This is a genomic window from Polymorphobacter fuscus (assembly GCF_011927825.1).
GTDB lineage: Bacteria > Pseudomonadota > Alphaproteobacteria > Sphingomonadales > Sphingomonadaceae > Sandarakinorhabdus > Sandarakinorhabdus fusca.
Window position 1 is genome coordinate 1,598,927 of record NZ_JAATJI010000001.1, and the last position, 13,535, is coordinate 1,612,461.

Sequence of the window (13,535 nt, forward strand, 5' to 3'; positions counted from 1 at the left end):
CTGGGCTGTGCGCGGGCGCCCGGTCCTCGCTCATCCCGAGCGGATTGAGCGGAGGATGCTCTGATGGCAACGATGGCGTCCGCCGCCCGCTTCGACCCGGTCGCCTGCCCGCGCCTCGTCGTCAAGATCGGCTCCTCGCTGCTGATCGAGGCCGGCGCCGTGCGGCGGGCGTGGCTGGCGAGCGTCGTCGCCGACCTTGCAGCACGCCGCGCCGCCGGCCAACAGATCGTCGTCGTCTCGTCGGGCGCCATTGCGCTCGGCGCCCGGCGCCTCGGCCTTGAAAAGGGCGGCCGCGCCAGCCTGGAGGACGCCCAGGCCGCCGCCGCTGTCGGCCAGGTGGCGCTGAGCGCCGTCTGGGAGGCGCTGCTGTCCGCTGCCGGCCTGACCATGGCGCAGGTGCTGCTGACATTGGGCGATCTCGAGGACCGCCGCCGTTACCTCAACGTCGCCGCCACCATTGACCGGCTGCTGGCGCTGGGCGCGGTGCCGGTGCTCAACGAAAACGACACGGTGGCGACCACCGAAATTCGCTTCGGCGACAATGATCGGCTCGCCGCACGCGCGGCCCAGGCCGCCGGCGCGTCGGGTGTGATCCTTCTCAGCGATGTCGATGGCCTCTACACCGCCAACCCGGCCCGCGACGCGTCGGCAAGCTTGATTCCGATCGTCGACCGCATCACCCCCGAAATCGCCGCGATGGCCGATGGCGGCAGCGGATCGGGCCTTGGCACCGGCGGTATGGCGGCCAAGATCGCGGCTGCCCGCATCGCCGCAGCTGCCGGCATCCCCCTCGCCATCGCCGACGGCCGCATCGCCAACCCGCTCGCCCGCTTCGCCGCCACCGGCCATGGCACGGTGTTCGTCGCCGGCGAGGGCGCCCGCGCCCGCAAGGCCTGGCTCGCCGGGCGGTTGACCGTCGCCGGCACGCTGACCATCGATGCCGGCGCCGCCGCCGCACTGGCGCGCGGCAAGAGCCTGCTTGCCGCCGGCGTCACCCAGGTCGCGGGCAATTTCGCGCGCGGGGATGTCGTTGCCATCACCGGCCCCGATGGCACGATCGCCCATGGCCTGGCCGGCTATGACGCGGCCGATGCCGATGCCATCAAGGGGCTGCGCGGCGACGTCCAGGCCGCCGTGCTCGGCTATGCGCCGCGCGCCGCCATCGTCCACGCCGACCATCTGGTGCTGCTGTGACCGCTGTGCAGACGATCCACACGATGGCCGCCGCCGCCCGCGCCGCACTTTCGGACCTCGCTGCCGCGCCGACGGCGCAAAAGGCCGCCGCGATCACCGCCGCTGCCGCTGCCATCCGCGCCCGGGCGGGCGATCTTCTCGCCGCCAACGCCGCCGATGTGACGGACGCCCGCACCGCCGGCATTTCGGCGGCCCTCATCGACCGGCTCGCCCTCGACGCCGGGCGCGTACAGGCCATTGCCGCCGGCCTCGACACCGTTGCCGCCCTGCCCGACCCGGTCGGCGAATCGATCAGGACGTGGACGCAGCCCAACGGCCTCGCCTTCGAACGTGTCCGCGTGCCGCTGGGCGTCATCGGCATCATCTACGAAAGCCGCCCGGGCGTCACCGCCGACGCTGCCGCACTGTGCCTGATGGCGGGCAACGCCTGCCTGTTGCGCGGCGGGTCGGAGGCGGGGCGGTCCAACGCCGTCCTGCTGCAATGCGTCGCCGCCGGGCTGGCCAGCGCCGGGCTGCCGGCCGCTGCCGTCCAGCTGGTCCCCGCCGGTGACCGCGCGCTGGTCGGCGCCATGCTCGCCGCCCAGGGGCTGATCGACGTCATCATCCCGCGCGGCGGCAAGGGGCTGGTGGCGCGTGTCGCGGCCGAGGCACGGGTGCCGGTGCTCGCGCACCTCGATGGCATCAACCATGTCTATGTCGATGCCTCCGCCGACCGCGCCACGGCCGTCGCCATCACCGTCAATTCCAAGCTGCGCCGCACCGCCGTCTGCGGCGCCATGGAAACGCTGCTGATCGACCGCGCCGCGCCCGCCGGCCTGCAGCACGCCGTCATCGCCGCGCTGGTCGATGGCGGCTGCGAGGTTCGCGGCGATCCCGACGTGCTCGGCCTCGATGCCCGCATCGGCCCTGCCGGCGACCAGGACTGGAACACCGAATATCTCGACGCGATCGCTTCGGCGGCGCTGGTCGATGGCGTCGAAGGTGCCATCGCCCACATCGCCCGCCATGGCTCCTCGCACACCGATGCCATCGTCGCCGAGGACCCTGGGGTGGCGGAGCGCTTTCTCGCCGCCGTCGACAGCGCCATCGTGCTGTGGAATGCCTCCACCCAGTTCGCCGATGGCGGCGAATTCGGCTTCGGCGCCGAAATCGGCATCGCCACCGGTCGCCTCCATGCCCGTGGTCCCGTCGGCCTCGAAGGGCTGACCACCTACAAGACGCTGGTCCGCGGCACGGGGCAGGTGCGCGCTTGAAGCGAATCGGGCTTCTGGGCGGCTCGTTCAACCCGGCGCATGCCGGCCATCGCCACATCAGCATCGAAGCCATGCGGCGGCTGCGGCTCGATGAAGTCTGGTGGCTGGTCAGCCCGCAGAACCCGCTCAAGTCCAGCAGCGACATGGCACCGTTGCCGGCGCGCCTCGCCTCCGCCCGCCGCACCGCCCGTCATCCGCGGATCCGCGCCAGCGCCATCGAAGCCCGGCTCGGCACGCGCTTTGCCATCGATACCGTAGCCGCGCTGCAGCATCGCCACCCCGACTGCCGGTTCATCTGGCTCGCCGGCGCCGATATCCTGCCCGAACTTCACCGCTGGCACCGTTGGCGCGATCTGCTTCGACGGCTGCCGATTGCCGTTTTGGCGCGACCGCGCTACATGGGGGATGCCTTGCGTTCCCCGGCAATGGCCTGGGCACGGCGCTGGCGCCGTCGCCAGGGCACCGCCGCCGACTGGCCGGGCTGGACTTTGCCGGCAATCGTGGTGCTCGATATCCGGGCGACCCCGGTGTCGGCGACGGCGATTCGCGCCCGCGATCCGGATTGGCCACGCCGGATGGACCACAGGCACTGACTGATGATCGGACGTTTTTTGACTGACACCACCACCAAGACCCGCGCTGCCGAAATCGACGCCCATATCGAGGCGCTGCATGCCATGGTCATGCAATCGCTCGACGACGACCAGGCGGTGGAAGTCGTTTCGATCCCGCTCGCCGGCAAGACCAGCATCGCCGATTACATGGTCATCGCCAGCGGCAAGTCGGGCCGGCAGGTCGCATCGATGGCGGCCAAGATTGCCGACAAGTGCAAGCAGGATTTCGGCCGCCCGGCGCGAGTCCAGGGCCTGCCGACCGCCGACTGGGTGTTGATCGACGCCGGCGATGTCATCGTCCACCTGTTTCGCCCCGAAGTCCGCGCCTTCTACAATCTGGAAAAGATGTGGGCGTTCGGCGACGACGCCAACCCCGGCGAACCGCGCATCGGCAATCTCGCCCGGCCGTAACCCGTGCGGCTGACGATCGTCGCCCGCGGCCGAATCGGCCAGTCCCCCGAAGCCGACCTTGTCGATCGCTATCGCGCGCGCGTGCGTGACCTGTCCGTCGTCGAAATCGGGGAACTGGCGCCCTGGCCGCGCTTTGCCGGCGGCCGCACCGTGGTGCTCGATGAAACCGGCGCCGACCTGCCGTCCCCCGCGCTCGCCGAGCGGCTGCGGCAGTGGCAGGACGGTGGCGCCCGCGAAGTGCGCTTCCTGATCGGCGCCGCCGACGGCCATGACGCCGCGACTCGGGCCGCGGCCGACCTGCTGCTCGGCTTCGGCCGCGCCACCTGGCCGCACATGCTCGTCCGCGCCATGCTCGCTGAACAAATCTATCGGGCCACGACGATCATGGCCGGCCACCCCTATCACCGAACTTAGCAGCGGCTGCGACAGCGCTACAGCCACCCCCGCCAGCGGAAGAACACATAGGGCAGCACCGCCGATGCGACCATCAGCATCAGCGCCCATGGATAGCCGAAATGCCAATGGAGTTCGGGAATGAAATCGAAGTTCATGCCATAAATGCCGGCGATCAGCGTCGGCGGCAGAAACACGATCGCGCCGACCGAAAAGATCTTCAGCACCGCATTCTGTTCAATGGAAATGAACCCCAGCGCCGCATCGAGCAGGAAGGTGATGTTGCCGTTCATATAGGTCGCATGATCGGTCAGCGATGCCAGGTCGCGCGTCAGGCTCTTGATGTGCGGCCCCAGGTCGGCATTCTTGGGTGCCGCGAACGCCAGATAGCCCAGCGCGCGCGACAGGCTGACCGCCGAATCGCGCGCCTTCGACAGCGAATCCTGGGCCGACCCCAGCCGCACGAGCAGGGTCTGCAGCACCAGGTTCGACAGGCGTTGCGAGCCATTGCCCCGCGCCCGCCCGAAGGCCTTGCGCGAGATCGCATCGACGTCGCGGCCGATATGCTCGATGCTGTCGGCCAACCGGTCGACGACGCCATCGAGCAGATTGACCAGCGCCATCGGCGGTGTCGCGCACATCGCCGGGGCGCGTTCGGCATGGCCGGCGAAGCGGTCGAACGACACGATTTCGGCATAGCGGACGGTGATCAGATGCGCCGGTGTCAGCACGAAGCTGACGGCATGGCTTTCCGCCGCGCCGCGCATGATGCCGGTCGCCAGCGTCGCGGTCATGTAGATCGCACCATCCTCGGTGTAGAGGCGGCTGGACGTTTCGATCTCCGCCATTTCGTCGCGGGTCGGCACGCCGATGCCGGTTGCGGCTTCGACAAAGGCTTCCTCGTCATGCGTCGGATTGAACATGTCGATCCAGACCGCGCCCGATGGCAGCGCGCCCCTGGCATCGATTTCGGTCAGCGGCTTGGGCTGGCCCGGGACAAAGACACGCAACATTCAGCTCGGGCCCTTCATTCTGCGACACTGGAACAGGTGCGGTCGGCAGCCGCCGCTTTTATGACGGCAATCGGCAATATGCATCGCAAAACATTTGTAACCTGTGACGCTGCCGGCCCGAATGTCCGTTGATGCGCGTGCGGGGGAGCAGCGATACCATGGCCTTGATGCAACCTGCCGATACGCCGCCCGCGGTCGCCCCCGGTGCGCCCTATCTGTTCCACCGTCACGCGCTGGCCGTGCGCGTCACCCATTGGATCAACGCGATCGCGATCTTTTTCCTGCTGATGACCGGGCTCAACATCTTCAACGCCTATCCGATGCTGCAATGGGGCCAATATGGCGCGTCGCCCGATGCGGCACAGGCCTGGCTGCAGATCGGCAGCAGCGGCGATGCCGGCTTCGTCCGCATCGGTGACCTGCGCATCACCACCACCGGCATCCTGGGCCTGTCGGACAGCAAGGCCGGCGCGCCGCAGGCCATCGCCTATCCGCACTGGGCGACCTTCCCCAGCTATCGCGACCTGGCGACGGCGCGCAATTTCCATTTCTTCTTCGCCTGGGTGCTGGTCGTCAACGGGCTGGTCTATCTCGCCTACGGCCTGTTCAGCGGCCATTTCCGCCGCGACCTGGCGCCCAGCGCCGCCGAACTGGCGCCGGCCAATATCGCCAATGATGTCGCCGCCCATGCCCGGCTGCGATTTCCCAGGGGCGAGGACGCGCGGCATTATCACATCCTGCAAAAGCTCGCCTATGGCGGCGTCATCTTCCTGCTCATCCCGGGGATGATCTTCACCGGCCTTGCCATGTCGCCGGGCATGAACGCCGCCTGGCCGCTGCTGATCGAAGCCACCGGCGGCCGCGCCTCGGCGCGATCGCTGCACTGGATCTTCGCCAATCTGCTGATCCTGTTCATCATCGTCCATCTGCTGATGGTGCTGCTGGCCGGACCCTGGAACGAGATCCGATCGATGATCACCGGCCGCTTCCGCATCGATCCTGCCAAGCCCGAGGTCGCACCATGATCCTGATGTCGCGCCGCCGGCTGATCGGCGTCGGCGGCGCCGCGGCCGGTGGCCTGCTGCTCGCGGGCTGCGACAACCTTGCCAGCGATGACAAACTCGCGCGAATCGTCCGGTCGGCCGAGGATGCGTCGCGCGGCTTCCAGCGTTTTGCCGGCCGCGACGCACTGGCGCGCGAATTCAGCCGCGCCGACATGTCGCCGGTGTTCAAGGTCAATGGCACGCGCGAGCCGGTCGACGCCGATTACCAGGCGCTCAAGGCCGGCAACTTTGCCGACTGGCGATTGACCGTGAACGGGCTGGTCGCCAACCCGCTCTCGCTCAGCCTTGCGCAACTCCGCGCCATGCCGGCGCGGACCCAGATCACCCGGCACGACTGTGTCGAAGGCTGGAGCGCGATCGGCGAATGGACCGGACCGCAACTCGCCAGCGTGTTGATGGCCGCCGGCATGCAGACCCGCGCGCGCTACATCGTTTTTCGCTGCGCCGACGATTATGGTGGGGAGGTTTCCAAAGGCGGCCCCCAGTCGACCGCGCGCTATTACGAAAGCATCGACATGATCGACGCCTTTCACCCCCAGACGATCCTCGCCACCATGATGAACGGTGCCCCGCTCAGCATCGGCCATGGCGCCCCGCTGCGGCTGCGCGTCGAACGCCAGCTCGGCTACAAGCACGCCAAATATCTGATGGCGATCGATGTGGTCGACAGCCTGGCGGGCTATGGCAGCGGCCATGGCGGCTATTGGGAAGACCGCGGTTACGAATGGTATGCCGGAATCTGACGGCGGCGCATCGGGCATAGGGCCGGGCAAACGCCGCCGCAGCAAGCCGGGACGCCAGGCCCGTCGACATCGACATCGCACGTCCCCGCAAGGTGCAGGCTATTGCGGAAAATGCTCGACATGCGTCTCGGCGGTGCGGCCGAAATAGACGGCGCGACGTCCGCTGAACGACACGATATAGCCAGCGCACCCCGCATCCATGACCTTTCGGCAAAAGCCTTCATAGCTATAACCCGGCACCAGTTGCTGCGCTTCGCGGATGGCGGCCGTGATCGCCGCCGTGTCGAACTGCGCCGCAACCGGCGTGTCGAGCCGGTGCGCGGCCAACGCCAAGCTGTCGCCGTCGGGGTGGTAATAGATCGCGGTGGCGCGCCGATAGTCGACCGCATAGCTTTCAAAGCCTGCCGCCATCAGCGTGTCGACAATCTGCGGGAAGGTCATCGCATGGTCCTCGGCGCCGCGCAGGCAGGCCGTGGCGATGTCGATCAGGTGTGGGTCCATCATGCGGTCCTTTCGTCGTCATTCGACCGGCGTGGCCGTTATGCGCAACTGCACCACCGCGTTTGCCAGGATGCGCTCCAGAACGGCGCGATCCGCGCTGCTGAGGTGGGCGAAGCATTCCGCTTCATTCTGTTCGGCCAGCGCCGCGAGCGCGGGCACCATTTCCGCCCCGTGCGCTGTCAGCCGCAGAAAATGGGCGCGCCCGTCGGTGGCGCTGGCATCGCGCACAACCAGGGACTTGGCGACGAGGCGATCGGCCAGCTTGGAGATCGCGCCGCGTGTCATGCCCATTGCATCGGCGAGCTGGCTCGGCGCGACCGACTCCACCGGGTAGAGGCGGCGCATCACCGTCCATTCGGCGACGGTCACGTCCTTTGCCGCCAGCTTGCGGGAAAAGGCCTGGGACACGTGGTTGGACAGCTGGCGCAGCCGGTATCCAAGATGCGCAGTGAGTTCGGGAATATCGCAAGACACGGCAACCCCTCTGGTTGACTAGGAAACTATCTGGCTAAAGTTTCCTAGTCAACCGGATTTGCATGCGACGGGATGAACTGCTGCAATGGGGCCATCGGTGGTCGCGCGCTGGGCGCCGGATCACCGATACGGGCGGCATTACCCCTGCCAGCGCAGCCCCAGCCAGAGCGTGCGCGGCTGCGCCCGGTCGATCAGCCCGTCCGCCCCCACGCCCGACACCACCGTCGCATCGGTGATATTCTCGGCGCGCACCTCGACGGAAACGCCCTGCCACAGCCCCAGCCGGGCGCTCGCATCGAGCGTCGTCGCCGGCGCGATCCGGCGCAGATTCTGGTCGTCGTCGAACTGCGCACCGAAATGGCGCAACGTCACCCCCGCGCCCAGCCGCGTCCCGGTCCACGCCAACGTCCCCGACGCGCTCAGCTGCGGGGACGCCGCCGGTCGCAGCCCGTCGAGCCCCGCCGCCGGCCCGCTCGCCCGCACCTGCGGGTCGGCCCACGCCAATGACCCCTGTGCGCTCCACGGCCCCGCGCTGACCGACGCATCGGCCTCCACGCCATGGACCACCACCCGGTCGAGGTTGAGCCGCTGGCGGAACGATCCGTTTGCCGCCACAAAGCCGACTTGCGGAAAATTGCCCGGGCCGCGCCCCAGCGTGACATTGGCGATCGCGCCGGCCAGTTCATTGGCATAGGCGGTCACCGACAGGCGCGCCGTCGGAATCGGCCGCCAGTCGAAACCGGCCTCCACACCCCGCGCGCGTTCCAGATCCAGCGCCGGGTTCGCCGCGGTCGCATCGGCGCCGACGCGAAAGGGGCGGTACAGCTCGTTGGGCGTCGGCAACCGGAAGCCGGTATAGGCGGCACCACGCAGCGCCAGCGCCGGCGCCAGCGTCACCACCGCCCCGCCCCGCGCCGTTGCCCGCCAGCCATCGCGCGCCGGAGTCAGCAACGATTGCGTCACGGCGCCCGTATCCGAATCGCGTTCGATCAACCGACCCTGCGCGATCGCCCAGCGGTCGGCGCGGACGCCGCCGGTCAGGGTCAGCAGGTCGTTCAGCTTCCAGCTGTCCTCGGCATAGACGCCGACGGTCGATGTCGCGCCGCCCGCCTCGCGCAGCCGGGTATAAAACCCGTTCACCAGACGGAAGCGTTCATGGCTGGCGCCATCGCCGCGCCGCGCATCGATGCCGATCTGCAGGTCGTGCGCCGCGCCCAGCGGCGGCCGCAGCTCGATCTTGCCGCCGATGCCCGTCGCCGGGGTGCGATACTGGTCGAGCGTCGGCGTCGCCGTGGTGCGGGCGGCGTTGACCGAAGCAAAGCCGGCGGCGAAATCGCGCGTCTGCACATAGGCCAGCGCCTCCGCGCCCCAGTCGCCGCGATGCACCACCCGCACGCTGGCATCGGCACCGCGGGTCCGCGAATTGACCAGTTCGATCCCGCGCACGCGCTCGTCATCGAACGCCCGCCCCGTCACCTGGACTTCGGTCGCATCGCTGACCGGCACCACTGCGCGGATGCTGGCGCCCCAGCTCTTGTACCGCGCCGGAATGTCGATCGGCCCGCGCTGGTTTTCGGGCAGCAGCACATAGCCATCGCCTTCGTCATACCGTCCGCTGACCGAAACGAACCCCTGCCCCAACTGCGCCGTGACCCCGCCCGCCGCTTCCCACGACCCGCGCGAGCCCCCGGCGATCCCCAGGCTGACCGGTGCCAGCGTCGCCGGCGTGCCGCTGCTGAGGTTGAGCGTGCCTGCCACCGCACCGGCGCCGAAGGCCCCTGCACCGCCGCCGCGCACGACGCTGACACTCGCCAGTCGCGACGGGTCGATGGCGCTCCACGGGATATAGCCGGCAAACGGATCGGCCACCGGCACGCCATCGAGCAGCACCAGCGCCCGCGACGCGGCATTGCCGCCCAGTGCGCGCAGCGTCACCCCCTGCGATGTCGGGTTCGCCGAGCGGCTGTCGGTGCGCCGGAACGCCACCAGCCCCGCCACGTCCTTCAACGCATCCTCGATGCGCCCGCTGGCGGTCGTCGCCAGCCGCGCCGAATCGATGGTGACGGTCGAATAGGCCGCCGCCCCCGATGGCGCCGGCAGCGCCTGGCCGGTGACGACGATTTCCGCGGGTGCAACATCCATCATGGCGGCGTTGGTGGCGGCTGACAGGCGCTGGCGTCAAGCCTGCTGGCACAAATGCCAAGGCCCCATTATCGATAGGCAAAACAATATCGGGGAACGATCACCATGGACGCCGTCATCGTATCGACCGCGCGCACGCCGATCGGCCGCGCCTACAAGGGCACGCTCAACGATACCGAGGGCGCGGTGCTCGGCGCCCATGTCATCCGCGCCGCGCTCGACCGCGCCGGGGTCGACGGCGCCGAGGTGGAGGACGTGATGCTCGGCAGCGCCCATCCCGAAGGCGCCACCGGCAACAATGTCGCCCGCGTCGCGGCCATGGCCGCCGGCCTTCCGGTCAGCGTCGCCGGCACCACCATCGATCGCAAATGCGCATCCGGCCTGCAGACCATCGCCTTTGCGGCGCAGCGGCTGAAGGCGGGGGAGGATGGCATCTATGTCGCCGGCGGGCTCGATTCGGTGTCGCTGGTGCTGCCGCACAAGAATCTGACGCGCTATCGATCCGACGGAATCGCCGAAACCATGCCGGCGCTCTACTGGCCGATGATCGAAACCGCCGATCATGTCGCGACCAAATACGGCATCGGCCGCGACGCGCAGGACGCCTATGCGCTCGAAAGCCAGCGCCGCACCGCCGCCGGCCAGGACGCCGGCCGCTTCGACGCCGAGATCGTCCCGATCACCGTCCGCAAGCGCATCACCGGCCGCGACGACGCCGTGAGCTTCGAGACCATCACCCTGGCCCGGGACGAAGGCAACCGTCCCGACACGGCGCTGGCTGGCCTCGCCGCGCTCAAGCCGGTGCGCGACCAGGGCTTCATTACCGCCGGCAACGCCAGCCAGTTGTCCGACGGCGCCAGCGTCTGCGTGGTGATGTCGGATGCGGAGGCGGCGCGGCGCGGCCTGGCCCCGCTCGGCAGCTTCCGCGGTTTCGCCGTCGCCGGCTGCGGGCCGGAGGAAATGGGCATCGGGCCGGTGTTCGCGGTGCCAAAGCTCCTCGCCCGCCACGGCCTGACGGTCAACGACATCGACCTGTGGGAGCTCAACGAGGCCTTTGCGGTGCAGGTGCTTTACTGCCGCGACAAGCTCGGCATCGACCCTGAAAAGATCAATGTCGATGGCGGTGCCATTTCGATCGGCCACCCCTTCGGCATGTCGGGGTCGCGCCTGACCGGCCACGCGCTGATCGAAGGGCGGCGGCGCGGCGCCCGGCGCATCGTCGTCACCATGTGCGTCGGCGGCGGCATGGGCGCGGCCGCCTTGTTCGAAGTCTAGGTTGCTGCAGGAGTGGACGACATCAGTCGGCCCAGCCCATCGTATAGCTTCCCGTACCGGCACTGCCGGGCAGGTAACGCGCCCGCCGCACCACCAGCCTGCAGATGTAATCGCCGATTTTCGCGCTCTGCGCTGGTTTTGTGACCTGGCAGTTGGTGGCACGCCCCTCCGGCGTGATGTCATATGCGACGGTCGCGACGCCGCCGCCAAGTTGGAGGACGGCGCCGTCGGCATCATCGGCAGTGACCCAGGTTGCCGGGTTGCCCTTGGGCGGCACCGTGGATTTGTGAACGCCTGCGGCCAGCGCCGGCGTTGCCACGATCGCGACCATAGCCACCGAAATCAAAATCTGGCGCATTCCGAAATCCCCCATTGCCCCCTGGCACAATGCTGAATCGTCCATCGACAGTCCAGCGGGATCGCGCGTTCGGGACACGCTAGATTTCGACCTGCGACCCCAGTTCGACCACCCGGTTCGTCGGCAGCTTGAAGAAATCCATCGCGCTTTCGGCGTTGCGCATCATCCAGCTGAACAGATGCTCGCGCCACAGCGCCATCCCCGGGCGGTCGCTTGCCAGCAGTGTCTGGCGTGACAGGAAAAAGCTGGTTTCCATCATCTTGAGCTTGGGCCCGCAATTTTCCACCTTCTTCAGCACCGCCGGAATGTCGATTTCCTGCATGAAGCCATAGCGGACGAAGATGCGGTAGAAATTGTTGCCGAGGTCGTGGGTGCCGATGCGGTCCTCGTCGGACACATAGGGAACTTCATCGACGACCACGGTCAGGATCATGATACGGTCGTGCAGCACCTTGTTGTGCTTTAGGTTGTGGAGCAGCGCCGGTGGCACGCCCTTGGGCGCCGTCGTCATGAACACCGCCGTACCGGCCACCCGCGTCGCGGCACTGGCAGCGGACTTGATGAACACCTCCATCGGCATGGCGCTTTCGCGCAACCGCTCCTGCATCAGCGACCGTCCCTTGGCCCAGGTCGTCAGGAAGGTGAAGGCGATCGCGCCGACCAGCAACGGGAACCAGCCGCCATCGGGAATCTTGGTCAGGTTGGAGGCGAAATAGGCGGTGTCGATGATCAGGAAGGTCGCGACAAAGCCATAGGCCAGCCAGCGATTCCACTTCCACACCGTCAGCACCAGCACCGCCATCATCAACGTCGTGATGATCATCGTGCCGGTGACGGCGATGCCATAGGCCGATGCCAGCGCCGAGGAATTGCGAAAGCTGACGACGAGCAGGATGACCATGACCAGCAGGCCCCAGTTGACCAGCGGGATATAGATCTGCCCCGCCGCCGACGCCGATGTGTGGGTGATCTTCAGCCGCGGCAGGAAGCCCAGCTGGACCGCCTGGTGCGTGACCGAGAACGCCCCGGAGATCACCGCCTGGCTGGCGATGATCGTCGCGCAGGTCGCCAGCCCGACCAGCGGCAGCCGGCCCCATTCGGGCACCATCAGGAAGAACGGGTTTTCCACCGTTTCCGGCGCCCGCAACAGCATCGCCGACTGGCCGAAATAATTGAGCAGCAACGCCGGCATCACGAACCACAGCCAGGACAGCTGGATCGGCCGCCGCCCGAAATGCCCCATATCGGCATAGAGCGCCTCCGCGCCGGTGACCGACAGCACCACCGACCCCAGCGCCAGGAACCCCAGCGTCGGATCGACCATGAAGAACCGCCACGCCCAGATCGGGTTGATCGCCTGCAGGATGACCGGATTGGCGATGAGCTGGTTGAGCCCCATCACCGAGATGACGGCGAAATAGACCAGCATGATCGGCGCGAACAGCCGCCCGACCTTGTCCGACCCGCGTGCCTGGATGAGGAACAGCGCGATCAGGATGACGATGGAGATCGGCAGCACCAGCCGGTCCATGCCCGGCCCGACCACGGTCAGCCCCTCCACCGCCGACAGCACCGAGATCGCCGGGGTGATGATGCAGTCGCCGAAGAACAGCGCCGTCGCCAGCACCCCGAGCAGCGTCAGGTAGCGCGCCCGCGTGTTGTTGGGCGACAGGCGGGAGATCATCGCCAAAAGCGACAGGCTGCCGCCTTCGCCGCGGTTGTCGGCACGCAGGATGACCAGCACATATTTGACGGTGACGATCAGCGTCATCGTCCAGAACACCAGGCTCATGATGCCGAAGACGTGCAAGGCGTCGACCGCCAGCTTGTGATGGCCGGTGAAGGTTTCCTTCAGCGCGTAAAGCGGGCTGGTGCCGATATCGCCGAACACCACGCCGATGGCGCCGACCGCGAGACGAACCGTTCCCTGCGGCGCGTGGTGACCATGGACAGCAGAAGAGGAAGTCGTCGCGGTCGAATCGCTCGACATGGTCGGATTGGCCCTGCAGGGAAGCGGCGCGGGCGTTACCACAGCCCCATTGCTGCCGCAATGCAGCATCCATCTCGCGGCAACGTCGCGGCCATGACGGCTGTTGTCGC

14 protein-coding genes are annotated in these 13,535 nt (G+C 68.0%); 8 read left to right on the forward strand and 6 right to left on the reverse strand.

The annotated features are described in order from the left end of the window. The first annotated feature begins 72 nt into the window (after positions 1 to 72). Genes proB through GGQ62_RS07650 form a run of 5 tightly spaced genes read left to right on the forward strand, consistent with a single transcriptional unit; the run spans position 73 to position 3,886 of the window. Positions 73 to 1,194: a glutamate 5-kinase gene (gene proB / locus GGQ62_RS07630; RefSeq protein ID WP_152578528.1), complete on the forward strand. Its 1,122-nt coding sequence runs from the start codon at positions 73 to 75 to the stop codon at positions 1,192 to 1,194. Further along, the gene (locus tag GGQ62_RS07635; protein ID WP_279379637.1) at positions 1,191 to 2,447 is read left to right on the forward strand and encodes a glutamate-5-semialdehyde dehydrogenase; all 1,257 of its coding nucleotides are present in this window, start codon (positions 1,191 to 1,193) and stop codon (positions 2,445 to 2,447) included. Before proB ends, GGQ62_RS07635 begins: the two co-directional genes overlap by 4 nt. Further along, on the forward strand, positions 2,444 to 3,040 hold the full coding sequence (locus tag GGQ62_RS07640; RefSeq protein WP_152578360.1) for a nicotinate-nucleotide adenylyltransferase: 597 nt from the start codon (positions 2,444 to 2,446) through the stop codon (positions 3,038 to 3,040). The genes GGQ62_RS07635 and GGQ62_RS07640 overlap by 4 nt, the downstream gene beginning before the upstream one ends. Before the next feature lie 3 nt (positions 3,041 to 3,043). After that, a complete protein-coding gene (gene rsfS, locus GGQ62_RS07645; protein WP_152578361.1) occupies positions 3,044 to 3,472 on the forward strand; it encodes a ribosome silencing factor in 429 nt (142 codons plus the stop codon). Between the two features lie 3 nt (positions 3,473 to 3,475). Next, positions 3,476 to 3,886: a 23S rRNA (pseudouridine(1915)-N(3))-methyltransferase RlmH gene (locus GGQ62_RS07650; RefSeq protein ID WP_152578362.1), complete on the forward strand. Its 411-nt coding sequence runs from the start codon at positions 3,476 to 3,478 to the stop codon at positions 3,884 to 3,886. Positions 3,887 to 3,903: 17 nt separating this feature from the next. On the opposite strand, the gene GGQ62_RS07655 is transcribed toward GGQ62_RS07650, so the two are convergent. After that, positions 3,904 to 4,878, reverse strand: coding sequence for a magnesium transporter CorA family protein (locus GGQ62_RS07655; protein ID WP_152578363.1), 975 nt, complete (start codon positions 4,876 to 4,878; stop codon positions 3,904 to 3,906). Between the two features lie 158 nt (positions 4,879 to 5,036). On the opposite strand from GGQ62_RS07655, the gene GGQ62_RS07660 reads away from it, so the two are divergent. Together GGQ62_RS07660 and GGQ62_RS07665 are read left to right on the forward strand one after the other, a co-directional pair. Further along, positions 5,037 to 5,903, forward strand: coding sequence for a cytochrome b/b6 domain-containing protein (locus GGQ62_RS07660; RefSeq protein WP_152578364.1), 867 nt, complete (start codon positions 5,037 to 5,039; stop codon positions 5,901 to 5,903). After that, entirely contained in the window at positions 5,900 to 6,685 is a 786-nt protein-coding gene (locus GGQ62_RS07665; protein ID WP_207790519.1) for a molybdopterin-binding protein, read from the forward strand. The genes GGQ62_RS07660 and GGQ62_RS07665 overlap by 4 nt, the downstream gene beginning before the upstream one ends. A gap of 99 nt (positions 6,686 to 6,784) precedes the next feature. Here GGQ62_RS07665 and GGQ62_RS07670 read toward each other — a convergent pair whose 3' ends face one another. The 3 genes from GGQ62_RS07670 to GGQ62_RS07680 form a co-directional block, all read right to left on the reverse strand. After that, on the reverse strand, positions 6,785 to 7,189 hold the full coding sequence (locus tag GGQ62_RS07670; protein ID WP_207790520.1) for a DUF1398 domain-containing protein: 405 nt from the start codon (positions 7,187 to 7,189) through the stop codon (positions 6,785 to 6,787). Positions 7,190 to 7,204: 15 nt separating this feature from the next. After that, positions 7,205 to 7,555 (reverse strand): MarR family winged helix-turn-helix transcriptional regulator, encoded by a 351-nt coding sequence (locus GGQ62_RS07675; RefSeq protein ID WP_207790521.1) that lies wholly within the window; start codon positions 7,553 to 7,555, stop codon positions 7,205 to 7,207. Between the two features lie 243 nt (positions 7,556 to 7,798). After that, a complete protein-coding gene (locus tag GGQ62_RS07680; RefSeq protein WP_152578366.1) occupies positions 7,799 to 9,805 on the reverse strand; it encodes a TonB-dependent receptor in 2,007 nt (668 codons plus the stop codon). Between the two features lie 102 nt (positions 9,806 to 9,907). Here GGQ62_RS07680 and GGQ62_RS07685 point away from each other — a divergent pair, with 102 nt between their 5' ends. Then, positions 9,908 to 11,077, forward strand: a complete 1,170-nt coding sequence (locus GGQ62_RS07685; protein WP_152578367.1) for an acetyl-CoA C-acyltransferase — start codon at positions 9,908 to 9,910, stop codon at positions 11,075 to 11,077. A 22-nt stretch (positions 11,078 to 11,099) separates the two neighbouring features. On the opposite strand, the gene GGQ62_RS07690 is transcribed toward GGQ62_RS07685, so the two are convergent. Together GGQ62_RS07690 and GGQ62_RS07695 are read right to left on the reverse strand one after the other, a co-directional pair. Continuing rightward, positions 11,100 to 11,435, reverse strand: coding sequence for a hypothetical protein (locus GGQ62_RS07690; protein ID WP_152578368.1), 336 nt, complete (start codon positions 11,433 to 11,435; stop codon positions 11,100 to 11,102). Between the two features lie 79 nt (positions 11,436 to 11,514). Next, positions 11,515 to 13,425, reverse strand: coding sequence for a potassium transporter Kup (locus GGQ62_RS07695; protein WP_152578369.1), 1,911 nt, complete (start codon positions 13,423 to 13,425; stop codon positions 11,515 to 11,517). Positions 13,426 to 13,535 lie beyond the last annotated feature (110 nt).